This window comes from Williamsia sp. Y853 (assembly GCF_056786495.1).
In genome coordinates, this window is sequence record NZ_JBXCJC010000003.1 from 151749 (window position 1) to 174240 (window position 22492).

A 22492-nucleotide genomic window follows, 5' to 3' on the forward strand; every position below is an offset into this window, starting at 1 on the left:
TCTAATACCGAAACCAAATTCGAAATGCCGAAATGAGACGGTTGATGTCGAATAACAATTTTGTACGGCGGGCGCTGGCTGGCTCGAATCTGCACGCTCTGCGTTTGGCCCTGCTGCATGCGACGCAGGACCCCGCATTGGCGGAGATGAAGCTCGAGTTGGTGCCGATCCGAAGCGGCGCTGCGTTCGAGATGACGATCGCCGAGGAATCGCGTGAGGAGCTTTTCTCCATAGCTGAGGACTTTTTGGCCCACAAGGCCGCTGATTACATTCCGCGGGACCTCGATGAGGGTGAGCTGCGCAAGATGATGGAGTTGGCTCTGGGGCAGGAATTGACCGAGGCGGAGTTCGCGGTGGCGCGCACGATGCCCGCGGTCGATGAGTTTCCTCTGTTCACGCAGTGGACCGGCGAGCGTCCCGCCCGTACCGATGAGTTCTCGGTGGTGATCATCGGCGCGGGGTTGTGCGGTATTGCGATGGCTGTGCAGCTCGAGCAGCTCGGTATCTCCTATGTGATCTATGAGCGTCGGCCGGACGTGGGTGGCACGTGGGCGATCAACACCTATCCGGATGCGCGGGTCGACACCGCGAGCACCACTTACGAGTACAGCTTTGTGAAGAACCATCCGTGGACCGAGCAGTTCGCACGCCAGCCCGAGGTGCGCGGCTACGTGGAGATGGTCGCAAAGAACTACGGGGTGTTCGACAACATCCGGTTCGAGCATGAGGTGCAGGCGGCCGAGTTCGATGAACGGTCATCGTCGTGGGCGCTGCGTGTGTCGGACGCGGACGGTGTGGCATGGGATGTCAGCAGCAATTTCGTGGTCACCGCGACCGGATTGTTCTCCACGCCGAAAAAGCTTGTCGCCGAGGGTATCGAGGACTTCGCGGGCGAAATCATCCACACCACCGAGTGGACCGATGAGCACAGCGCGCAGGGGAAGTCAGTCGCCATCATCGGTAACGGTTCGACCGGTGTTCAGATTCTGTCGAGGATCGCCGAGGACGCAGCCCAGGTTCATGTGTTCCAGCGGACGCCGCAGTGGATTGCACCGCGCGAAGGTTATGGCGAGCCGGTCAGTCCGGAGATGCGTTGGATTCTGGATAACATCCCGCACTACTGGAATTGGGCCCGTACCACTGCACTGAAACCGAACAATCCGCGCGATACGATCCAGCCCGATCCCGAATGGCAGGCTGCTGGTGGGATTTTCAGTAAGAGCAACGACAACTTGCGGAAGAATCTGACCCAGTACATCCGTTCGCAGGTCGATGATCGCGCCGATCTGGTCGACAAGCTCATTCCTGATTACACCCCGGCAGCTCGGCGCCCGATCGTCGACAACGGTTGGTATCGCTCACTGACCCGCGACAACGTCGAGCTGGTGACCGAGGGCATCGAAAAGTTCACCGAGGGCGGGATCATCACTGCCGACGGCGTCGAGAGAAAGATTGATCTGGCGCTCACCGCTGTCGGTTTCGAAGTGACCAAGTGGCTCTGGCCCATCGATTTTCGTGGGCGCGGTGGGGTGCACATCGAAGAGCGTTGGAACCGGGAGGGTGGTCCGCGGGCCTATCAGGGTGTGGCGATCCCGGAGTTTCCGAATCTGTTTGTGCTCTATGGCCCGAATGCGCAGCCGGCGACCGGTGGCGGGATCGGGGTCGGTGGGCTGCCTGCGTGGATGGAGGCGTGGGTGGGGTATATCGGGCGGGTGATCGTCGCGGTGGTCGAGGACGGTCAGATGGGCGCTGAAGTGACCGAGGAGGCGTTCTGGGAGTACAACAACGCTGTCGATGACGAGGCGAGCAAGCTGATCTGGCTCCATCCTGCGGCCAACCCCGAGCGAAACTACTACGTCAATGAGCACGGTCGTCTTGGCACGAGTACTCCGTTGTCCGGTCTGGACCTCGGAACGCGCTTTTTGCATCTCGATCGCAGCGATTTCACGTTCACCGATGTCGGACGGGGTTCAACGGACGCAGAGGTCGGAGACGACTTCGACGACCTCGTAACAGTTGCCTGACACTCCCGGCGAACGTGCGTTGTCCCTCACTCGGTTGAGTTTCCCGACCGCGGGCTCGCCGAGTCGGGGGCAGGAATTCCTTTGGCCCACAATCAGAATGGATGCCGTATGACCCAAACCCAAGAGCATGCCATCACCGACGCGTTTTTGGTGTCAGACAAAATAGCACTTGTCACCGGCGCCGGAAGTGGCATCGGACAGGAGACGGCGATTGTGCTCGCGTCGGCAGGGGCGCGTGTGATCGCGACCGACGTGAACGAATCCGGCTTGGACGAGACGCGTTCTCGCGCCGCCGAGCAGGGGTTCACGGTCACGACCCGACTGCTGGACGTATCTGACCCCGCAGCGGTGTCGGCCGTCGTCGATGACGTCGTCGCCGACCACGGGCGGCTCGATATCCTCGTCAATGCTGCCGGCATCCAGATCATGCGAAAAGCTCTCGAGGTCACGCCCGAGGAACTCGAGAAGGTGCTGCGCATCAACCTGAGCGGCACGTTCTTCGCGTGCCAGGCCGCGGGCCGGGTCATGTCGGCGGGCGGGTGCATCGTCAATCTCGCCTCGGGCATCATCGACAGCGCCAGTGCTGGGCGCATCACCTACGCGATCTCGAAAGGTGGTGTGGCGCAACTGACTCGCACCTTCGCGGTGGAGCTCGGTGCTGCAGGCATCCGCGTCAACGCCATTGCACCGGGCTGGGTCGAGACGGGGCTGACCAGGCAACATTGGACCAACCCCGACGGCACCGTCGACGATGGCAAGCGCACCGAATACGTGGCGATGATGGCAGCGGCGTCGCCGCTCAAGACGGTCGGGACCGTCCGCGACATAGCGTTGTCGGCGCTCACACTCGCGTCGGGGGCGAGCGCATTCGTGACCGGCCAGGTGGTGCGGGTCAACGGTGGGACGCACATGGTCTGACCCGTTTTCCGCCGTTTGCGGAGATCCCCGGGTGCTTGAAGCACCCGGTAACCCCTGCTCGTTGACATAGGCGGCCGGATCAGGCCGATCAACAAAAGTGTGGAGGACTCTTGGGAGTTCTTCATCCGACAGATGAGATCTCGGCGCGCGCGTCGAATGTCTCAGGATTGCGAGAATATTGTGACCGACACGATGAATGCCACTGCGGATCAGAACATCAACCCGTACCGGGCGATCGGACTCGACCCGCGCAACGAGCTGGGGATCAGTGGTGGGCTGATCACGATGGTCGAGCCGGACCGCGGGCACGAGCGCGCGTACAACCGTTGGTACGAAGATGACCACTTCTTTGCCGGCGCAGTGGTAGGACCCGGCGTGCTCGGCGGTCGCCGCTGGGTCGCGACCCGCGATCTGCAGTTGCTCCGGTTTCCGGAGGACTCCCCGGTAGTCCAGCCGGTCACTGACGGTGCGTACATCTCGACGTATCTGCATGCCGCGGACCGCTTCGATGACGTCCGTTCGTGGAGCGCGCCGGCCATGGTCGAGAATCTGGCTCTCAAGCCCGAACGGACCTTTGAACACCGCAAGCACATCTACACCGGCATGCAACTCCACGAGTTCACCGTGGTGCGGTCCGATCTGCCCTCGATGCGCGCAGAGCATGCCTTCTTGCATCCGATGAAGGGGCTGGTTTTCGAGATCATCGACATTGCCGAGGGTGCCTCGCGCGATGAGGTTCTTGCTGCGTTGCGCGACACCGTGATTCCAGGGGAGCTCGAGGGTTCTCCGATCGCGATGGCGATCGCATCTCGATCACACCCGAAGCGTGCGCCGAACTTCGATGGTTCGGGCAGCACGATTCCGCGGGCGCCGGGTATGCCTTACAACGACAGTGTTGCGTTGCAGGTGCTGTGGTTTCTGCAGGAGGATCCACGCTCGTGCTGGTCACGTTTCCGTTCGCATACCGAGAAGATTGCCGCTGTGGGTGGCGAGCTTGTTTTCGCGGCACCGTTCGTTCCGACGATCGTCGGCACCGACGCCTACATCGACGAGCTGCGTTAGCGTCGTCGATCCCTCCTGCGACGCTGGCGTTGTTCAGTTGTTGGTGTGGTCGCTGTTGGATGCCGCATGCCGAGATTGTGGTAGCGCTGAGACGAATACGTCTGGCGGGTAACGAAATCCGCGACAGCGGAAGGAAAGGTCGGTTCAGTGAGTACGAGGCTTGAGGGCAAGGTTGCAGTAGTGATCGGCGGTGCCAGTGGCATCGGCGCTGCGTCGGTGCAGCGGTTTGTGCATGAGGGTGCGCGTGTGGTGATCGCCGACGTCAATGACGAGCTGGGGGAGTCCCTCGCCCGGGACCTGGGCTCGGGGGCTCTCTTCGTGCACGCCGACGCTACCAACCAAGGGGATTGGGATCGGTTGTTGGAGAAAACGAGTGAGCATTTCGGGCCGCTCGATGTGCTTGTCAACAGTGCCGGCGGTGGGCGCGGCGTCGGCAATATCGTCGACGAGGTGTACGAGGGTCATCACGCGATCCTCGAACTGAATGTCACCTCGGTATGGATGGGCACACGTGCGGCGCTGCCCATCATGGCCGCACACGGTGGCGGGTCGATCGTCAACATCTGCTCGATCGATGGGCTCGTCGGTGTATCGGGGATGACGTCGTTTGTCGCGGCGAAGTTCGCTGTCACGGGACTGACCAAAACCGTGGCGTTCGAGGGAGGCCCACTCGGCGTGCGGGTCAACTCGATCCATCCCGGATTCATCGAGACACCGATGATGCTCAAGAACACCGGCAAAGTGCGCGCTCGTCTCGTGGCGGCGATGGAGAAGCAGCCGATCGCCCGGTTCGGCAAGCCGGAAGACATCGCCAACGCGGTGTTGTTCTTCGCCTCGGACGAAAGCTCGTACTGCACAGGTACTTCGCTGGTTGTCGACGGCGGTCAGCTCGCCGGACCGCATCGCGAAGCGATCTGAGCCGTCACCCCCGACATCGGGCCCGTTCTTACTTTCTCTACCAATTGATTTCAGTTCCCTCGCTCCCGATACCCCCCAACACTCTTGTTATCAGTGAAAGGTCGACGATGTTTCGGCAAAGACGTCTTCTCAGCGCGGCGATCGCTGCGGTGAGCTCGGTGACCCTGTTGCTCACCGCCTGCGGTTCATCCTCAACCTCGGGCGGAGCTTCGGAGGATGTCGGCGAACCGGTCGCCGGGGGTGCCGGGCGTATCATCCAGACCGCCGAGCCGCGCAGCCTTGACCCGGCGGTGTTGTCGAACGTGTACGCGACGCAACCACAGTTGGGCAATGCGTTGTACGGGACTTTGATGGTCAACGATGTCGAGTCGCTCGACATCGAATACAAGATGGCCGAGGACTTTTCGACCACTGATGGCGGCAGCAGCTACACGCTGAAGCTTCGGCCGGGACTGATGTTCACCGACGGCACCCCGCTCGATGCCGCGGCGGTCAAGTTCAACTGGGAGCGCATGCGTGACCCGTCACTCGGTTCAGGCGCGAGCAAGGTCAGTCCCCAGATCTCCGGGACCGAGGTGGTCGACCCCACGACGTTGAAGGTCGCGATGGTGGCCCCGAATCAGCACTTTGCTCAGGCTGTGGTCAGCACTTCGCTGAACTGGGTTGCGTCGCCGACCGCGTTGCAAAAGGGGAAGGTGGAGTTCGACAAGGCCCCGGTCGGTGCCGGTCCGTTCACGATGACCAATTGGAGCCGTCAGGACAAGCTGACCATGGCGAAGAATCCGGGCTACTGGGATGCTCCCAAGCCGTACCTCGACACTCTCACCATTCAGTTCGTGCCCGATGCCGCTCAGCGTTTCAACGCTGTCACCAGCGGCGCAGTGGACCAGGCGTCGGAATCGAATGCCGCGAACTTCGCCAAGGCGGAAGCGGCCGGGCTCAAGACCGATCTCGTGGAAACCGGTGGCGGCTATTACATGGCGATGAACTTTCGCCGTGCGCCCTTCGATGATGTGAGAGCGCGCCGGGCGGTGTCCTTGGCCCTGGATCTCGACACGCTCAACATGGTGGTCTATAACGGTGCCGGAGACGCGTCGACGACCCTGTTCCCGGAGGTCTCCCCGTTCTACAGCGATATTCCGTTGCGTGAGAGCAACAAAGCCGAGGCGCAGGCGCTGTTCGACGAGTTGGCCGCCGACGGCAAACCCGTCTCGTTCGATTTCACCTCGTTCTCGTCCACAGAGAACAAACAAACCGGTGAGGCAGTACAAGCTCAGCTCAGCGCCTACGACAACGTCGAAGTGGGTATCACCGCGCTCGATTCCACTGCGATCGGTTCAGTCGTGGCAGCCCGTGACTTCGACATGGTGGTGTCCACCGCGATGATCCTGGACCCCGATACCGAACTGTGGGGTGCTTTCCACTCGAAATCCCCGGGCAACATGACCGGAGTCAGCGATCCCCAGCTCGATGCGGCACTCGATGCCGGACGGGTCGGCACCACGGTCGACGAACGTAAAGAGGCCTACGACGCCGTGCAGGAACGGCTCGTGGAGTTGGTTCCGGGCATCTTCTTCGTCCGTGCTGTGCCCTCCGTGATCTCCGGCACCAATGTTCAGGGCATCGATATGTACGGTCTGGGTTCACCGTTGCCCGAAGAGATGTGGTTGACGAACTAGTCGGGGACGGCAGAAACCTCGCGCGCGGCAATGGAACCCGAGCGCAGGTGAACCGTTGCCGGTGTTCGCCTCTGACAGATCAATCCCAATCGTGGTCTGGTGCGCGTCCGCCTATTTGGCGCGTCAGCAGTTGTGCCGATGCAATCACCGGTTGCGCGGCCGCGGCGATCTCGCTGCCCTTGAGGCTTCCGAGATGGAGCAGGGTGACGGAGAAGGCCACGCGTCCATCTGGGTCGAAGATCGGTGCCCCGATGTTCCCGACCAGATATTCGATATCGGGCTCGAAATCCAGTACGGCATAACCGGGTTGCTCGTCGAAGAATTGCTGCAGGAGGGCTTCGCGCAGCCCCGGTTCGTTCGGGCGATCGGCCAGCTGTTTGGTCAGCGAGCGTCGTTTGGGGCTGGGGTCGTCGAGGCCGATCGTGTAGCCCCGCTGCCTGACCACCGGGCCATAGGCCTGTGTGTATGCGGTGACGCGTTCCTGTAGTTCTTCCGGTAGATCGGCGATCCAGTCCCGTAGCGCAGCAGGCGGCATCCACGCCATGAAGGGCTGTCCGAACGGAGGTATGAGAGGTATGCGCTGACCGGGCGCCAGTGCAAGCTGTTGTCCGGTTGGTCTGCCCTCGACCGCGATACAGAGTATGTCGGTGCCAACCAGCACAGTGCCCGAGCATTCGTGGCCGGTACTCGCTGCCAGGTTGGCCATCTCAGATCGTGCCAGTTCGATGACCGGGTGGGCGTCGGCGGCCGCGTGCCCGGCGGCGACCACTGCCGGCCCCAGCGTGTAGGTCTTGTGGCGCGGGTGCCTGCTCACGTAACCCCCGTCGCTCATCGCCTTGAGCACCGAGAACATCGACGCGGGACTGACATCCAATGACTTGGACAGCTCGCTCAGCGTGAACGAGCCCCGCTTGTTCACGGTGAGGAAATCCAGCACCTGTAGAGCTCGCCGAGCAGCGGGGGACATTGAACTCCTTGTGTGTGGAACCACTTGACGCGAGCTGTGGTTCGGGCCAGCGTAACCCCGTCGTTCATGGAAGTCCTTTTCGACATATCAGAACAGATGCTCCAATGTCGAAGCGGTTCTACAGAGTTTGGCGCTGGGGGTTTTGGCTTCTGAACCGCACCGGCCCTGGGAAAGGCGAGACACCAGGTGTGCGACACGTGGTCAGGCGTTGGGGCTCTTAACGTTACGACGGCCCGGTGGTGTGGGAATATGGCCGACAATGATACAAATCGCGCGCCGACGGCCGATGAAGATGCTCGTGGTTGTTGTCACCACAATCGGCTTGGCGGGCACTGCTCTGGCCTGTTCCGCAAACGACACCGGACCCGGCGCTGCCGCGCAGCGATTCTTGGATGCCTTCGCCGACAACGATCCGGAGCGCGCGGGTCAGTCGACCGACCATCCTGACCCGGCGGCAACTGCGGTGAGTGCCACCTGGGACGGTCTGCGGGCAAGTGACATGTCGGCCGACGCGGGTCAGGTGAAGATCACCGGCGACACCGCGACGGTCAATGCCGACTACACGTGGGAGCTTCCCGGCGAGGAGAGCTGGGAGTATTCGGCGACGCTGCAGATGTCCCGGACCGATACCGGGTGGCTGGTGCGCTGGGTTCCCGCCGCGATCCATCCCCAGCTCGGTGGCACCCAGACGATGTCGTTGCGGACCCTCACGCCGGACCGCGCCCCGGTGCGCGAGAGTGATGGAACCAATGTCTTGGTGCCGGGAACGGTTCTCAACATCCAGTTCGACGCAGCTGTTGCCGCACAGTCGGATGCGGTGGCATCCACGGCAAGCGTGCTCGCCGACGCGTTGGGCAGATTCGAACCGGGTCTGTCTGCGCAGGTGATTGCCGAGCAGGCGACCGGACGCAGCGGCGCGTATTCGGTGATCACCCTGACCGAACGCGACTTCGACCTGGTGCGTGATCGGCTGGCCGGGTTGCCCGGGGTCGACGCCATCGAACAGGCAGACCTGGTGGCTCCCAACCCCGATTTCGCTCCGGCGTTGCTGGCGCAGGTCAAAAAGGAAGTGTCCAAGGATCTTGACGGGGATGCCGGCTGGCAAGTGGTGGCGGTGAATCCCAATGGTGCCGACGCCGGTGTCCTGGCCGAGACACCACCGGATCCGGCACCGTCCGTCGAGATCAGTCTGTCCCGTCAGGTGCAGGAAGCAGCACAGCGAGCGGTCAACACCCGCAACGACTTTCAGGTCGCGATGGTCGTCATCCAGCCGTCGACCGGGCGCATTCTGGCGGTGGCGCAGAACGAACTCGCCGACAAGGACGGGCAGATCGCGACGATCGGCCTCTACCCGCCGGGCTCGACCTTCAAGGTGGTGACATCGGTCGCGGCGATGGAGACCGGTCTGGCCACGCCATCCACCATGGTCGGGTGCCCGGGGGAGATCACCATCGGTGAACGAAGTGTGCCCAACTACAACGGATTCGCACTGGGCGTGGTGCCGATGCAGACGGCTTTCGCCCGGTCGTGCAACACCACATTTGCCGAACTCGCCAGTCAGATGGGGCCGTCCGATCTGACCCGCGCTGCGGCTTCGATGGGGATCGGGCCGGAGTATTCGGTGGTCGGACTGCCTCTCGATTCGGGATCGGTGCCCATTGCGCCGGAGCTGGTGCAACGGACCGAGGATGGTTTCGGTCAGGGCAAGGTGCTCACCAGTCCGTTCGGATTGGCGATGGTCGCCGCGACGGTGGCCCACGGTTCGACCCCGGTCCCGCAACTCATCCTCGGTCGTGACACCACGATCGCCGGACCCCATCCGACGGCCGACGCCGACGCGATCAACGGGATCCGTCCGATGATGCGTGAGGTGATCGCGTCCGGAACCGCGCTGCGGATGGCCGATCTCGGCGTTGTCTACGGCAAGACCGGAGAGGCCGAGGTCGCCGGTGGATCGCATGCGTGGTTCGCCGGATACCGCGGGGACCTGGCATTTGCGACGCTGGTTGTCCTTGGGGGCAGCTCCGACAATGCCGTGGCCGTCACCCACGAGATGCTTGCCGCCCTGCCGGAGTGAGGGCAGGCCGCCGGGTCGCTGGCTTTCTAAAAGACGCCCTGCCTATAATTTCCCCGATTGCCGCTATTTACGGATTCCGCTGTCAGCGGAACCGTAGATGGATCACCGGCGTCAGATCATGACTCGGGCCGGCGGGGCACTAGAGGGGAGTGCCTCGCCGGTCCGAGGGACGTTCAGAGGTGTGCGACGCCCGGTCCGGCAGAACCAACAATTGGCCGGTTTCGGGATGCGTCCACGTCAACACCGGATGGTCGTAGATCCTCGACAGGAGTTCGGCGGTCATCACCGATGCGGTCGGTCCGGCCGCCACCATCTGCCCGGCCTTCATCAGCAGCACCCGATCGGCATACGCCGCCGCAAGCGACAGATCATGGACGACCATGAGAATCGCTGCGCCCGCTGACCTTCGTTTGGACAGCAAAGCCAGCACACGTTCTTGATGGTGGATGTCCAGAGCCGCGGTCGGTTCGTCCAGCATCAGGATGTTTGCGTGCTGCGCCAGGGCGCGGGCGAGTGAGACCCGGGCCTGTTGCCCGCCGGACAGTTGGCTGAACGGTCGGTCCCGAATCTCGAGCAGGTCGCACTCGGTCATCGATTCGGCGACGATGGCCGCGGACTCGGCAGCCTCGGGGGTCCGACTCCACGGGAACCTGCCCATCTCGACCACTTCGTGGACCAGGAACGGGATATCGGTCCGTCCCGACTGGGTGACAAGCGCACGCCGGCGTGCGAGTTCGAGCGCGCCGATCTTGGTGAGGTCGGTGCCGTCGAGTGTCACGGTGCCTGCCGACAGTGGTCGCAAACCGGTCAGTCCGGATAGCAGCGTCGATTTGCCGCACCCATTGGGGCCGACGAGCGCGACGATCTCACCGTGGTTCAGCTCGAGGTCGATATCGGTGACGATGCGTCGGCCACCGATCGACACCTCGACACCGGATGTGTTGAGCGCGGGTACGGTCACCAGCCGACCCCCGCGTGCCGGCTTCGGCGGAGCAGCAGGAAGAACACCGGCCCACCCACAAGTGAGGTGAGGACACCAAGGGGCAGGTCGGCCCCGTCGATCAGCGTCCGCGATCCCAGATCGGCGGCACAGACCACGATGGCACCACCGATGACGCTGGTGGGCAGCAGGATGAGATGACGTGGACCGACGATGAGCCGCATCACGTGCGGCACCACCAGTCCGACAAACATCACGATGCCGGTGAAAGCGACTGCCGCCGCGGTCAACAGCGCAACAAGGAAGATCGCGATGCGCCGCACGGGTTCCACCCGGACACCCAGCGCCGCGGCCTGGATCTCGCCGAGTGAGAGCAGGTCGAGGCGTCGCACCAGCAGCATGCTGATCGAGATGCCCACGATCGCGAGCGGCAGGACGACCCAGACCGGCTTCCATCCGACGCCCTGCAATGAACCCAGCTGCCAGAAGACGATCTGCTCGCGGTCGTTGGTATCGGCGACAAAGGTCAGGAACGCGATGATCCCGGCGGCGAAGGCGTTGACCGCGATGCCGATGAGAATCAACATCACCGGAGAGGTGGCGCCATCACGCATCGACAGCGTGTAGACCAACGCCGCGGTGATCAGCGCGGTGACGAATGCAGCCCCGGCCAGCCCCCAGACGCTCGCCCAGACGCCGCCGGACACGATGACCAGACAGGCTCCGACGGCGGCACCGGCGGACACCCCGATGACACCGGGTTCGGCCAGCGGGTTCGCCAATACGCCCTGCAGGAGGCAGCCGCCGCAGGCCAGTGTCGCCCCGACGAGCAGGCCCATCACGATCCGCGGAAAGCGCACTGCCCATAGGGTCTCTTCGCCGTTGGGTGAGCTGGGCATCGGGCCGATGTCGAGTCCGAGGTGATGCATGACCGAGCCGAACACCTCTGCGGGTGGGATCCGGACCTGACCGATGGATGCGGACCAGCCCACCAGGACAACAAGCAGCACCAGCATCCCGACGATGATCGCGGTGTTGCGGGCAGAGAGGGTCGTCCGCATACCGGATGGTGCGCCGACGCGCTCCTTGAGCGATGTCACCGGTAGATCGCCTGGGACAGGGCTGCGAGCACCCGGCCGGTGTTGGGTCCGAAGGTGAGGACCTCGGCTTCATCCATCTGGACGACGCGGTTGTCGCGTCCGGCGTCGGTCTGCGCCAGTCCAGGCAACGTGGCGACCTTGTCGAGGCCGCCGACCGAGTCGGCGCCCTGTGTCATCACGATGATCACGTCCGGGTCCGCGTTGATCATGGCTTCGGTGTTGACCGTGGTGAATGCCGATGTGAGTCCGGCAGCGGTGCCCGCGTCGACACCCCCGAGCGCGGTGATCAGGTCATCGGCACCGGAGTTGGGGCCGGCGAGCAATTGCAGGCGCGGTCCGCGGAGGTACAGAAAAGCCATCTTCGCGCCGCGGGCATCGTCCGGGACCTGTTCTTGCGCAGCCTTGATCTGGTCGTCGGTGCGGGTTGCGAGTTGTTCGCCTTCGTCGGGGACTCCGAGCGCCGTGGCGACATCCCGGATCATGGTTCCGGTGGTGGCGAGGGTGCGCTCGCTGCTCAGGACCACGACGGTCTGGCCCGCCGCGATCAACTGGTCGATTGTTCCCGGCGGCGTTGTCGATTCGTCGATGAGCACCACGGTTGGATTCTGCTGGAGAACGGCTTCGATGTTGACCGAATGGCCGGTGTCGGTGATCGTCGGCAGGTTTACTGCTTCGGGGATACCGGCGGCGCGCGATTTGGCGACCACGTTGGGGCCCAGACCCAGCGAGTAGACGATGTTGGCGATCGTTCCGCCGCGGTCGATCGGGATGATCCGGCTGACGTCGGTCACGGTGACGTCGCCATGGCCGAGCGAGGGGACGGTCACCGGGAGGACCGGTCTCGGGTTGGCGGCGACCGGTTCGACGACGGGTCCGTCGATGACCGCGGTCTGCGAGCCGGATCGCAGGAACTCATCGGGCGCTGCCGAACTCGTGGCCGAATCAGTCATCGGGGCCGTGGAGCAGCCCGCCATTCCACATGTCAGGACAACCAGCAGTGCGGTGACGGCTATGCGGCCGCGCAGTACCGGCCCCCGGTTGTGTGTCATACACCACTCCATCTCAAAGGTATGTAAGCATAACCTTACTTGTCGTTTCGTGGCCTCGGGCATTGCGGTCGCCTTCGCGGGCTAGGCTGGAGCGCATGCCAGTTCGTGCCGCCCTCGCCCCCGGAAAGATCTCACCCACACTGCCGGTCCCCAGCAACATCGCTCGACCAGAGTATGTGTGGAAATCCACTGCCAAAGAAGGCGATGAACCGTGGGTGCAGACCCCGGAAACCATCGAGAAGATGCGCCTGGCGTCCAAGATCGCTGCCAATGCGCTCGCCGAGGCCGGTAAGGCCGTCGCGCCGGGTGTCACCACCGACGCGCTGGACCGGATCGCACACGAGTACATGATCGACCACGGCGCGTACCCGTCGACCTTGGGCTACAAGGGCTTTCCCAAATCGTGCTGCACCTCGCTCAATGAGGTGATCTGTCATGGCATCCCGGACTCGACGGTGATCGAGGACGGCGACATCGTCAACATCGACGTGACCGCCTACATCAACGGAGTGCACGGGGACACCAACGCGACGTTCCTCGCCGGTGACGTGGCGCAGGACGTGGTCGACCTGGTCGATCGCACGCGAGAGGCCACCGCCCGCGCAATCAAGGCCGTGCGTCCGGGCCGGGAACTGAACGTGATCGGCCGGGTCATCGAATCGTATGCAAATCGGTTCGGCTACAACGTGGTCCGCGATTTCACCGGTCACGGCATCGGAGAGACATTCCACAACGGCCTGGTGATCCTGCATTACGACCAGCCCAACATCGACACGGTTATCGAATCGGGCATGGTGTTCACCATCGAGCCGATGATCAACCTGGGCGGGCTCGAATACAACATCTGGGACGACGGCTGGACCGTGGTGACCGCTGACAAGAAGTGGACCGCTCAGTTCGAGCACACACTGGTTGTCACGGACTCGGGCGCCGAGATCTTGACTTTGCCGGACGCCTGATCGGTGTCGGCCCCGCAGCGGATCCGGGGCGCTTTGCTGGTCGCCGGAACGAGTTCCGACGCCGGTAAGAGCCTGATCGTTGCCGGTCTGTGCCGGGCGCTGCATCGACGCGGTGTGTCGGTCGCGCCGTTCAAGGCGCAGAACATGTCGAACAACTCTGCGGTCACACTCGATGGCGGTGAGATCGGCCGGGCGCAAGCCATGCAGGCCGCTGCCTGTGGTCTGGCGCCGTCGGTCCGGTTCAATCCGGTGCTCCTCAAACCCGGCAGTGACAGCCAATCGCAGGTGGTGGTGCGCGGCCGGGTGGACGGAACGGTCGGCGCATCCGACTATCACACGCGGCGGACGGCATTGGCTCAGATCGTCGCCGAGGAATTGGCTTCTCTGCGTGCTGATTTCGACGTGGTGATCTGTGAAGGTGCGGGGTCTCCCGCGGAGATCAACCTGCGGCGCTCCGACATCGCGAACATGGGCCTGGCGCAGGCCGCGGACTTGCCGGTGCTGGTGGTCGGCGACATCGATCGCGGGGGAGTGTTGGCCCATCTGTTCGGCACACTGGCGTGCCTGAGTCCTTCGGATCAGGCCCGCATTGCCGGGTTCGTGATCAACAAATTCCGCGGATCTGTTTCGCTGCTGGAACCAGGGTTGGTGCAGCTCGAACAACTCACCGGCCGACCGACGCTGGGTGTGGTGCCCTTTGCCGAGGGTTTGTGGCTCGATGCGGAGGATTCCCTGGCCTCGGTGGTCGGTCATACGGTCGGCCGTGCCGCCCCGGCGGTGGGTACCGATCGCCTGTCGGTGGCTGCGATCCGGTTGCCACGGATCTCGAACTCGACCGACGTCGAGGCGTTGGCGTGCGAGCCAGGTGTCGATGTCCGGTGGGTCGACGACGCGGCCGCGGTGGCGACGGCAGATCTTGCGGTGCTGCCCGGCAGCAAGGCCACGGTCTCGGATCTGGCCTGGTTGCGATCCCGAGGCCTCGATACCGCGTTGATCAACCGAGTTGGTCAGGGCAAGCCGGTGCTCGGCATCTGTGGTGGTTATCAGATGCTCGGACGGGAAATCGTCGACAACGTCGAAGGCAGCGCGGGAGCAGTACAGGGGCTCGGTCTCCTCGATCTGCGGGTGCGGTTCGAGACCGACAAGATTCTTCGGCAGGTCTGCGGTTCGGCATTCGGTAAACCGGTGCACGGCTACGAGATCCATCACGGACGGGTCGTCGGCAGCGGCGATGCCGCGCTGCTCACCGACAACGATTTCGGTCCGGAGGGCAGCGTCGCGGGTGTGGTCGTCGGCACGCATTGGCACGGATTGCTCGCCTGCGACGAGTTCCGTCGGGAGTACCTGATGCGGGTGGCGGAGCAGGCGGGGCTGGCCGGTTTCGTGGCCGGCCGGGTCTCGTTCGAAGCCGCGCGCATGGCTCAGCTCGATCTGATCGCCGATCTGGTGGAGACACACCTCGATTTCGATCGCGTGAGCGAGATCATCACCAATGGGGCGCCGAGCGGATTGCCGGTGATCACGACCGCATTGACCTGATCAACAAGACTCCGACCCATCGCGGATGTGGTGTCGAGTTCACCCGCGGCGAGGGTCTCGGCACGTAGGCTGACGCAGGTGAGCATCGAACACCGCAGCATCACTGTGGGCGACCTGGAATTCGACGTCCGGATCGGTGGCCCAGAAAACGGGCCGTCCGTACTCCTCTTGCACGGATTCCCGACCACCGGAGCCTGTTTCGACCATGTGGTCGGCCGATTGCACGATTCCGGCCTCCGAACGATCGTCCCTGATCAGCGTGGTTACAGCGCCGGCGCCAGGCCCGACGGCGCCGAGAACTATCAGCTCGAGTATCTGGTCGCCGACGCGATCGGCATCCTCGATGCGCTCGGTGTCGGCTACACGATGGTGGTCGGCCACGACCTCGGGTCGCTGGTCGCCTGGCATCTGGCATCGAAGCATCCGCACCGGGTGACCGGACTCGTTGCGATCAGCGTCGGCCATCCGTCGGCCATTGCGGCGTCACTGGCATCCAGTGACCAGCGCGACCGCTCGGCGTACATCCTCGATTTCGTGAAGACCGGGGCCGAGGACGTGATGCTGGCCGACAACGCGAAGGTCCTCCGCGATCTCGTGCCCGACGACAGTGTTCTGCCCCTGACCGAGCGACCCGCGCTGACGGCGGCGTTGAACTGGTACCGCGCCAACTTCACCGGCGACATCAAGACCAACCTCGCCTGCGGGCCGATCGAGGCGCCCACCACAGTGCTCTGGGGCGACGGCGACGCCGCCCTCGGACGTGAACAGGCCGAGGCCAGTGGACGATTCGTCTACTCCGACTTCCGCTTCTCCGCGCTCGAGGGGATGGACCACTGGATCCCGCAGAACGCCCCCGCCGCCGTTGCCAGCGAGGTCGCACTGCGTTCATCCGTCTGGTGAGGATCTAGTACGTCGGTGGCGGACTGTTTCGTCCCCGTTCCTCGCGGAGTTCACGGGTGAGTTGCGCTTCCAGTTCGCGCTGTCGACGGTTCGCAAGTCGTTCTTGTTGGCGGCGTGCGTGTTTCGCGATGGTGCGCGACTGTTGGCGGTGCTGACCTGATTCTGGTCGTGTCGGTGGCCGCAGGCTTGGTGAGCCGCGTTGGTTGTCGAAGACGATCAGCCGCAGCGGCGGGAAGAGGTCATCGCCGGTCCACACTGGGCCGTGGTAGTGGCGTCCTTCGGGGGTGGTGAAGACCAGGCGGGTACGACCGGTCGAGGGGTCGGGGTACTGATCATCTAGCCAGTCAGAGTAGGTCTTGAGCAGGTGATGAAAACGGCACAGCGTCTTCATCTCTGACGGATGGGTGCAGCCACCGGCCTCGGAATCGTTGTGGTTGTACTCGCAGGTGTGATCCAGATCGGCTCCCCAGCCTTGTGCTCACAGCCGGGCCACATGCAGTAGACGTCCCGGATCCGAAGGTAGGTGTCCAGGACAACCGAGGGCCGGTACCGGTCACCCGGCTGGGTGGCCGGAAGCGGAATCGCCTGCGGGAACGGCGCTTTCGTGGGCTGGTTCTCGGCGTTCGAATCCGGGAACTCGCCGACGTCCGGATTCTGTGGCGCCTGGGCAAACATCTTTCTGATCGCCCGCGCCTTCTTCGACCGACGGGTCTTGCGGTTGCCCGCCGGCATGCTGCCGCCGGGATGCGTGGCCTTGTTGCCGATCGGCCGCGTGATCGTCTCCGGCCGGGTCGCGATATCGCGGACATGGTCGCCGGAGATCACCCCGTGCCCGTCCAAGAACCCGGGATTGTCGGCAGTGCCGTCCAGGGTGGCCTGATCGGTGATCACGTGGAGCACGATCTTCACATCAACACCCGAGACCACCTGCTCGGCCGGGACGATGGTGATCTCGGCGGTGCACCGATGTTTGGGGTCGTTGGGACACTGGCAGTAGAACTCGCGGCCCATCACGGTGGCGAACAGTGCATCGGCCATCCGGTCGGATTTGCGGCGCGGATCAGCTTTGCAGGTCGACATGGCCAGCTTCTCCAGGCGGGCCATGATCATCGTCATTTCTTCCGCCGTGCCGTGGGCGTCCATAACGGCCATGCCGTGGTCGGCGTTCGAACCCCACACCCCACGATTCTTCTTCGCGTCCTGCCGGTTGTTGCGCACAAGGTCAGGGTCACGGCGGAAGATGGTGGCATCAACCATGTCCCGCATCCGGGGCTTCGACCACGAGCCGCGCCTGCGCAGGTGTTCGGCGATCTCACGATCAATGTCGGCCATATGCTCCGAACCGTCGATCAGATCAGTCCGGGAAATGATGTCTGCGATGTGGTGAACACGGATCCGTCCTGCCTTGAGCAGAGCGTTGACCTGGGGGAGTCGGTCCCGTAACGCAAGCCCGCAGTTGATCTGACGTTCCGCAGCTTGCTGCGTGATTCCCTGAGCTGCCGACAATCTCGCAGCACACTGGGCAAACGGATCGAGCGCCCGCATCTCGACCTCGGTGCCTGCGGACGGTTGGACCAACTGACGGTGCAACTCCGCAACGGCGGTATAGCGTTCCCACTCCATCCGACTCTGCCGCTTCATCGCCAGGTCGGTGTTGCGTAACAGTTCGTTTGGACGCAGCAGATGGGCAGGGCCGATCTCATCGTCCCCACCTGCATCTTCGATCTCCCCCTCGAACATACATGCGAGGCTATCCGAGGGGTCTGACATTCGATTCTGTTAGGAGGACCGACTAAATCTCCAGGCCGAGCAGTGCGTTCTCGAGAACCTCGGGCATCGCGGGGTGGATCCAGTACTGGCCGCGTGCCAAGGTGTGCGCGTCGGTGCCGAAGGACATCGCCTGGATCAGCGGCTGGATCACCGTCGGCGCCTGCGGCCCGATGATGTGGCCACCCAGGATCCGGCCGGTGCCCTTTTCCGCAATCACCTTGCACAGGCCGGTGGTGTCTTCCATTGCCCAGCCGTAGGCGACGTCGCCGTAGGCCTGGACCTTGACGGTGATGTCGAGACCGGCAGCGGCGGCTTCGTGTTCGGTCATCCCAACTGATGCGATCTGAGGGTGGGTGAAGACCGCACCCGGGACAAACCGGTTGTCGAAGGAGTCGAGATCGGTTCCGTTCCAGTCCCGCAACAGGTTTGCCTGCACAATGCGGCCTTCGTGATTGGCGACATGCTTGAGCTGGTACGCCGAACTGACGTCACCGAGCGTCCATACGTTTCGAGCTGCCGTGCGGCCGAACGCATCACGCCGGATCCGGCCTTCGTCGTCGACTCCGACCCCGATGGTCTCGAGCCCGAGTTTGTCTGAGTTCGGTGTCCGGCCGACAGCGACAAGCAATGCGTCGGCGTCCAGGACGGTGCCGTCGGCGAGTTCCATCCGAAGGCCCCGCTCCGTGGGCTTGAGGGTGGTGAGCTTGGAGTTGAGGTGCACATCCCAAGCCTCGGTGGCGATCTCGGTGAATCGTGCGGAGATGTCGTGGTCCTGGGCCCGCAGCAGTGCACCGCTGCGCGCGATGATCGACACCTTCGAACCCAGTGCCCCGAAGACGTGGGCGAACTCGGCCGCGATGTAGCCACTGCCCACGATGATGAGATGTTCGGGCACCTCCGGCAGTCGCATGATGTCGTCGTTGGTGTGTACTTTTACGCCGCTGTCAGTGATGGCATCGGGTATCACCGGCCGCGAACCCGAAGCGATGACAACCTTGGTGGCCAGAACGAGATCGCCTGCCGCAGTGCGCAAACGGTATCGTCCGTCGGCATCGACACCGTCGAACTCCACGTGGCTGGAATAGACCGTGATGTTGTCGCAGTCCTCCACGCGGTAGCGCTTGCCGCCTGCGGAGATCGGGTCGATGCGTCCGAAGACGCGGTGCACGATGCCCGGCCAATCGACCTTGTCGACCGAGCCGGTGACACCCACACGGGCGCCTTCGCGGATGGTCTCGGCGACCTCGGCGGCGTAGACGAACATCTTGGTGGGGATGCAACCCACGTTCAGGCAGGTCCCGCCGTAGATGCTCTCCTCGAAGATCGCGATCTGCTGGTCTTCGAACCGCTCGTCGGGAATCGAATTACCGGTACCCGATCCGATGATCGCCAGATCAACCAATGTCGGTTCAGGCATTCTGTCCACCTCGTATTCGTTTTTGGTTGCTCTGCAACCAGTTGTCCATCTCGGCGTACGCGAGTTCGCGTACGCCCGTTTTCGACAAGAAGACGTCATGCCGCGCGCCGGGTACGGGGACCACGCAGACGCGGTTGCCCAGGCACCCGGCCCAACGCGCGATCTGGCGGGTGTCCAACACACCGTCGGCCGAATCTATGTGCGGAACCACGCCGTCCGGGCCGGGCCCGGCCAGAGTGGTCGCGTCGGAGCGCAACACCAACGACGGGACGCCGACGTCGAGGCCTTGGTGCAGGCGGGCCTGGCCGTGGCGGACCGCGCTGAGGAATCCGAAGGTCACCGGATATCCGTCCAGCGGTTTGTAGTTCAGGTCGTAGTCCCATTCGCCGTACACCGAGTTGTGCAGGCTTCGGCCATAGGCGCCCTCGAGCTTGCGCGGGATGGCTGTCGTCGGCCGAACGCGGGCGACCGAATTGATCACCGTGGTTCCGACGGTGCGCAGGAGCGGTGCACCCTGCAGATCGAACCAGGGGGAGTTGAGGATCAGCCCGGCCGGCCTGCCGACCGCGGTACCGGGACGCGCGCGGCGCCGGTCGAGCCAGAGTGGAGTGACGAGGCCTCCGGTGGAGTGGGCGACGACGATCACCGGCGCTGAGGCGGTGTCGGAGTTGATCTGGGCCATCGCCAGGTCGAGTTCGGTGTCGTAGGCCGCCAGGTCGGTGATCTGGTGTGGCGTTTGTCCCTGGCGTTGGGAACGGCCACATTTACGCAGGTCCAACGCATAGAATGCGTATCCGCGCGAGGTGAAGAACTCAGCCAGTTCGCGCTGGAAGAAGTAGTCGGTGAATCCGTGGACATAGAGGACTGCTGCCGTGGTCGCCTCGGGCCGCTGGTGCCGGATCAGGGTTGCGACGATCTCGCCTTCTCCGTCGGGATCGGTTCCCAGGTCGAAGGTCAGTGTCGAGAAGTCCGGGCCGAGGGCGTCGGGCTGCCAGGATGAAGGTGCCACGGTTGTTCACTGTAGCCAGCGCCGCGGGCGGCGGCGTCGTGGTGCGGCAAGGGCGGACCAGTTGCAGTGCACCGGGACTGATGAGAGACAATGGTCGCCACACGTAGATAGGCTGGAACAGGAAGTTGAGCTGGAGTGTCTGAGTCTGCAACCCCGCGCGACGGTGGAGTGATCACAACCGACATTGCGCTGGTAGGCGCCGGAATCATGAGCGCCACGCTGGCGACGCTGTTGCATCGTCTGCAGCCGGAATGGTCGATCAGCATTTTCGAGCGACTCGACGCGGCCGCTGCCGAGAGCAGTGATCCGTGGAATAACGCGGGTACAGGTCACTCAGCGTTGTGTGAGTTGAACTACACCCCGCAGACCGCTGACGGCGATGTCGACATCACCAAGGCGCTGACGATCAACGAACAGTTCCAGGTGTCTCGGCAGTTCTGGGCCAATTCGGTCGAGACCGGTGTGCTCTCCTCTCCCGAGGAGTTCATCAACCCGATCCCGCATGTGAGCTTTGTTCACGGCCAGTCGAACGTCGATTATCTCCGCAAGCGTTACGACAACCTTGCCGGGGAGACCCTCTTCAAGGGCATGGAATACATCACCGACCCCGCCGAGTTCACCAAGCGCCTGCCGCTGATGTCGGCCGGTCGCGACTTCTCGGATCCGGTGGCGCTCAACTGGTTCACCGGCGGCACGGACGTCGATTTCGGTGCACTGACCCAGCAACTGCTCGGCTTTGTCGGTCGCTCCGGGGCCACCGTCAACTTCGGTCATTCCGTCACGAACCTGAACAAGGAATCGGACGGCAGCTGGCAGCTGAAGGTCAAGAACCTGCGTACCAAGGAGAAGTCCACCGTCAAGGCGGGCTTCGTGTTCGTCGGTGCCGGTGGTGGCGCACTGCAGCTCCTGCAGAAGTCGGGCATCAAGGAGGCCAAGGGATTTGGTGGCTTCCCGGTCAGTGGCGCGTTCTTCCGCTGCACCAACAAAGAGTTGATCGCCGAGCACAGCGCCAAGGTGTACGGCAAGGCGGCGGTGGGCGCACCTCCGATGTCGGTCCCGCACCTCGACACCCGCGTGATCAACGGCACCGCGGGCCTGCTGTTCGGTCCCTACGCCGGCTGGTCGCCGAAGTTCCTCAAAGAGGGCAAGAACACCGACCTGCTCGCGTCGATCAAGCCGGGCAACGCGATCCCGATGCTGTCGATCGCTCCCAAGGAATTCGGTCTGCTGAAGTACCTGATCAGTGAACTCGCCGCCGGTCCCGCGGACCGCGTGGAGACACTGTCCGAGTTCGTGCCGCGCGCTGCTGCCGAGGACTGGGAAATGATTGTCGCCGGTCAGCGGGTGCAGGTCATCCGGAAGAAGGGTCACGGCGGTGCGCTCGAGTTCGGCACCGCGGTGATCGCTGCCGAGGACGGCAGCATCGCGGGTCTGCTGGGTGCCTCACCGGGCGCTTCGACGGCGGTCCCGGCCATGCTTGACGTCCTGCAACGCTGCTTCCCGAAGCATTTCCAGTCCTGGGAGCCACTGCTCACCGAGATGATCCCGTCGTACGGCACCAAGCTGAACGACAACCCCGATCTGTTCGGTCAGGTGTGGGATTGGTCATCGAAAGTACTGAACTTGGTCGACAACAACGGTCAGGGCACCGGTGAGGCATCTGCTCACCTGGCAGCACCTGCCGGCGTGTGATAGGTATCCCATATGACAGCCACCGCTAGCCTGCACCGCAGCTGGGCCCAGGACATCGACATGCCGACGCTGTACAAGATTTTCCAGTTGCGGCTGGAGGTGTTTGTCGTCGAACAAGCCTGTCCGTACGCCGAACTCGACGGTCGCGACCTCGATCCCGACACCCGGCACCTGTGGCTGGAAGAAGACGGCGAGATCATCAGCACCCTGCGTCTGATCGAAGAGCACGACGGTGGCAAGTCGTTCCGGATCGGCCGACTCTGCACCGAGCGTTCGCGTCGTGGCCAAGGTCACACCAGTCGTCTGCTGCAGACCGCTTTGGCCGACGTCGGATCAGACCTGTGCAATATTCACGCACAGACCTACCTGGTCGATATGTACGCCAAGCACGGGTTTGTCGTCGATGGTGAGGAATACCTTCTCGACGGTGTCCCGCATACGCCGATGAAGCGTGGCGGATATCGCTGACGGT

The 22492-nt window shown here is 63.5% G+C and carries 19 protein-coding genes; 11 read left to right on the plus strand and 8 right to left on the minus strand.

Annotated features, from left to right (window positions below; all coding sequences use genetic code 11):
- The first annotated feature begins 44 nt into the window (after positions 1–44).
- The 5 genes from AC1TPF_RS16865 to AC1TPF_RS16885 all read left to right on the plus strand — a co-directional run bounded on the left by AC1TPF_RS16865 (position 45) and on the right by AC1TPF_RS16885 (position 6601).
- On the plus strand, positions 45–2024 hold the full coding sequence (locus AC1TPF_RS16865; protein WP_482139070.1) for a flavin-containing monooxygenase: 1980 nt from the start codon (positions 45–47) through the stop codon (positions 2022–2024).
- 108 nt (positions 2025–2132) lie between these two features.
- Entirely contained in the window at positions 2133–2942 is an 810-nt protein-coding gene (locus AC1TPF_RS16870) for an SDR family NAD(P)-dependent oxidoreductase (RefSeq protein WP_482144803.1), read from the plus strand.
- A gap of 180 nt (positions 2943–3122) precedes the next feature.
- Positions 3123–4004 (plus strand): hypothetical protein, encoded by an 882-nt coding sequence (locus AC1TPF_RS16875; RefSeq protein WP_482139074.1) that lies wholly within the window; start codon positions 3123–3125, stop codon positions 4002–4004.
- Between the two features lie 147 nt (positions 4005–4151).
- Positions 4152–4922 (plus strand): SDR family NAD(P)-dependent oxidoreductase, encoded by a 771-nt coding sequence (locus AC1TPF_RS16880; RefSeq protein WP_482139075.1) that lies wholly within the window; start codon positions 4152–4154, stop codon positions 4920–4922.
- 107 nt (positions 4923–5029) lie between these two features.
- Positions 5030–6601, plus strand: a complete 1572-nt coding sequence (locus tag AC1TPF_RS16885; RefSeq protein ID WP_482139077.1) for an ABC transporter substrate-binding protein — start codon at positions 5030–5032, stop codon at positions 6599–6601.
- Positions 6602–6680: 79 nt separating this feature from the next.
- Here the strand turns inward: AC1TPF_RS16885 and AC1TPF_RS16890 are convergent, their stop codons facing one another.
- Positions 6681–7568, minus strand: a complete 888-nt coding sequence (locus AC1TPF_RS16890; protein ID WP_482139079.1) for an IclR family transcriptional regulator — start codon at positions 7566–7568, stop codon at positions 6681–6683.
- 286 nt (positions 7569–7854) lie between these two features.
- On the opposite strand from AC1TPF_RS16890, the gene AC1TPF_RS16895 reads away from it, so the two are divergent.
- A complete protein-coding gene (locus AC1TPF_RS16895) occupies positions 7855–9645 on the plus strand; it encodes a penicillin-binding transpeptidase domain-containing protein (RefSeq protein ID WP_482139081.1) in 1791 nt (596 codons plus the stop codon).
- Between the two features lie 139 nt (positions 9646–9784).
- On the opposite strand, the gene AC1TPF_RS16900 is transcribed toward AC1TPF_RS16895, so the two are convergent.
- From AC1TPF_RS16900 to AC1TPF_RS16910, 3 genes are read right to left on the minus strand one after another with little or no spacing between them, the layout of a single operon-like run.
- On the minus strand, positions 9785–10606 hold the full coding sequence (locus AC1TPF_RS16900; protein ID WP_482139082.1) for a heme ABC transporter ATP-binding protein: 822 nt from the start codon (positions 10604–10606) through the stop codon (positions 9785–9787).
- Positions 10603–11646 (minus strand): FecCD family ABC transporter permease, encoded by a 1044-nt coding sequence (locus tag AC1TPF_RS16905; protein ID WP_482145134.1) that lies wholly within the window; start codon positions 11644–11646, stop codon positions 10603–10605. Before AC1TPF_RS16905 ends, AC1TPF_RS16900 begins: the two co-directional genes overlap by 4 nt.
- A gap of 35 nt (positions 11647–11681) precedes the next feature.
- On the minus strand, positions 11682–12734 hold the full coding sequence (locus AC1TPF_RS16910) for a heme/hemin ABC transporter substrate-binding protein (RefSeq protein WP_482139084.1): 1053 nt from the start codon (positions 12732–12734) through the stop codon (positions 11682–11684).
- A gap of 95 nt (positions 12735–12829) precedes the next feature.
- Between AC1TPF_RS16910 and map the strand changes: the two genes are divergently transcribed.
- The 3 genes from map to AC1TPF_RS16925 all read left to right on the plus strand — a co-directional run bounded on the left by map (position 12830) and on the right by AC1TPF_RS16925 (position 16132).
- Positions 12830–13693, plus strand: a complete 864-nt coding sequence (gene map, locus AC1TPF_RS16915; protein WP_482139086.1) for a type I methionyl aminopeptidase — start codon at positions 12830–12832, stop codon at positions 13691–13693.
- Between the two features lie 21 nt (positions 13694–13714).
- Positions 13715–15232, plus strand: a complete 1518-nt coding sequence (locus tag AC1TPF_RS16920; RefSeq protein WP_482145135.1) for a cobyric acid synthase — start codon at positions 13715–13717, stop codon at positions 15230–15232.
- A gap of 78 nt (positions 15233–15310) precedes the next feature.
- Positions 15311–16132, plus strand: a complete 822-nt coding sequence (locus AC1TPF_RS16925; protein ID WP_482144804.1) for an alpha/beta fold hydrolase — start codon at positions 15311–15313, stop codon at positions 16130–16132.
- Positions 16133–16136: 4 nt separating this feature from the next.
- Here AC1TPF_RS16925 and AC1TPF_RS16930 read toward each other — a convergent pair whose 3' ends face one another.
- From AC1TPF_RS16930 to AC1TPF_RS16945, 4 genes are read right to left on the minus strand one after another with little or no spacing between them, the layout of a single operon-like run.
- Positions 16137–16523 (minus strand): hypothetical protein, encoded by a 387-nt coding sequence (locus tag AC1TPF_RS16930; RefSeq protein ID WP_482144805.1) that lies wholly within the window; start codon positions 16521–16523, stop codon positions 16137–16139.
- Positions 16520–17872, minus strand: a complete 1353-nt coding sequence (locus tag AC1TPF_RS16935) for a DUF222 domain-containing protein (RefSeq protein WP_482144806.1) — start codon at positions 17870–17872, stop codon at positions 16520–16522. The genes AC1TPF_RS16930 and AC1TPF_RS16935 overlap by 4 nt, the downstream gene beginning before the upstream one ends.
- A gap of 52 nt (positions 17873–17924) precedes the next feature.
- The gene (locus tag AC1TPF_RS16940; RefSeq protein ID WP_482144807.1) at positions 17925–19319 is read right to left on the minus strand and encodes a mycothione reductase; all 1395 of its coding nucleotides are present in this window, start codon (positions 19317–19319) and stop codon (positions 17925–17927) included.
- On the minus strand, positions 19312–20328 hold the full coding sequence (locus tag AC1TPF_RS16945; protein ID WP_482139094.1) for an alpha/beta hydrolase: 1017 nt from the start codon (positions 20326–20328) through the stop codon (positions 19312–19314). Before AC1TPF_RS16945 ends, AC1TPF_RS16940 begins: the two co-directional genes overlap by 8 nt.
- Positions 20329–20535: 207 nt before the next feature.
- Here AC1TPF_RS16945 and mqo point away from each other — a divergent pair, with 207 nt between their 5' ends.
- The gene (mqo, locus tag AC1TPF_RS16950) at positions 20536–22020 is read left to right on the plus strand and encodes a malate dehydrogenase (quinone) (protein WP_482145136.1); all 1485 of its coding nucleotides are present in this window, start codon (positions 20536–20538) and stop codon (positions 22018–22020) included.
- A gap of 12 nt (positions 22021–22032) precedes the next feature.
- A complete protein-coding gene (locus AC1TPF_RS16955; RefSeq protein ID WP_482139096.1) occupies positions 22033–22488 on the plus strand; it encodes a GNAT family N-acetyltransferase in 456 nt (151 codons plus the stop codon).
- The last annotated feature ends 4 nt before the right edge of the window (positions 22489–22492 follow it).

Bases quoted from the DNA above. Each gene is read 5' to 3' on its own strand.
- map (WP_482139086.1), top strand. From the start codon at position 12,830: ATGCCAGTTCGTGCCGCCCTCGCCCCCGGAAAGATCTCACCCACACTG.
- AC1TPF_RS16910 (WP_482139084.1), bottom strand. From the start codon at position 12,734: ATGACACACAACCGGGGGCCGGTACTGCGCGGCCGCATAGCCGTCACC.
- AC1TPF_RS16930 (WP_482144805.1), bottom strand. From the start codon at position 16,523: ATGAAGACGCTGTGCCGTTTTCATCACCTGCTCAAGACCTACTCTGAC.
- AC1TPF_RS16935 (WP_482144806.1), bottom strand. From the start codon at position 17,872: ATGTTCGAGGGGGAGATCGAAGATGCAGGTGGGGACGATGAGATCGGC.
- AC1TPF_RS16890 (WP_482139079.1), bottom strand. From the start codon at position 7,568: ATGTCCCCCGCTGCTCGGCGAGCTCTACAGGTGCTGGATTTCCTCACC.
- AC1TPF_RS16955 (WP_482139096.1), top strand. From the start codon at position 22,033: ATGACAGCCACCGCTAGCCTGCACCGCAGCTGGGCCCAGGACATCGAC.
- AC1TPF_RS16940 (WP_482144807.1), bottom strand. From the start codon at position 19,319: ATGCCTGAACCGACATTGGTTGATCTGGCGATCATCGGATCGGGTACC.
- AC1TPF_RS16895 (WP_482139081.1), top strand. From the start codon at position 7,855: ATGAAGATGCTCGTGGTTGTTGTCACCACAATCGGCTTGGCGGGCACT.
- AC1TPF_RS16865 (WP_482139070.1), top strand. From the start codon at position 45: ATGTCGAATAACAATTTTGTACGGCGGGCGCTGGCTGGCTCGAATCTG.
- AC1TPF_RS16870 (WP_482144803.1), top strand. From the start codon at position 2,133: ATGACCCAAACCCAAGAGCATGCCATCACCGACGCGTTTTTGGTGTCA.
- mqo (WP_482145136.1), top strand. From the start codon at position 20,536: ATGAGCGCCACGCTGGCGACGCTGTTGCATCGTCTGCAGCCGGAATGG.
- AC1TPF_RS16885 (WP_482139077.1), top strand. From the start codon at position 5,030: ATGTTTCGGCAAAGACGTCTTCTCAGCGCGGCGATCGCTGCGGTGAGC.
- AC1TPF_RS16905 (WP_482145134.1), bottom strand. From the start codon at position 11,646: ATGCGGACGACCCTCTCTGCCCGCAACACCGCGATCATCGTCGGGATG.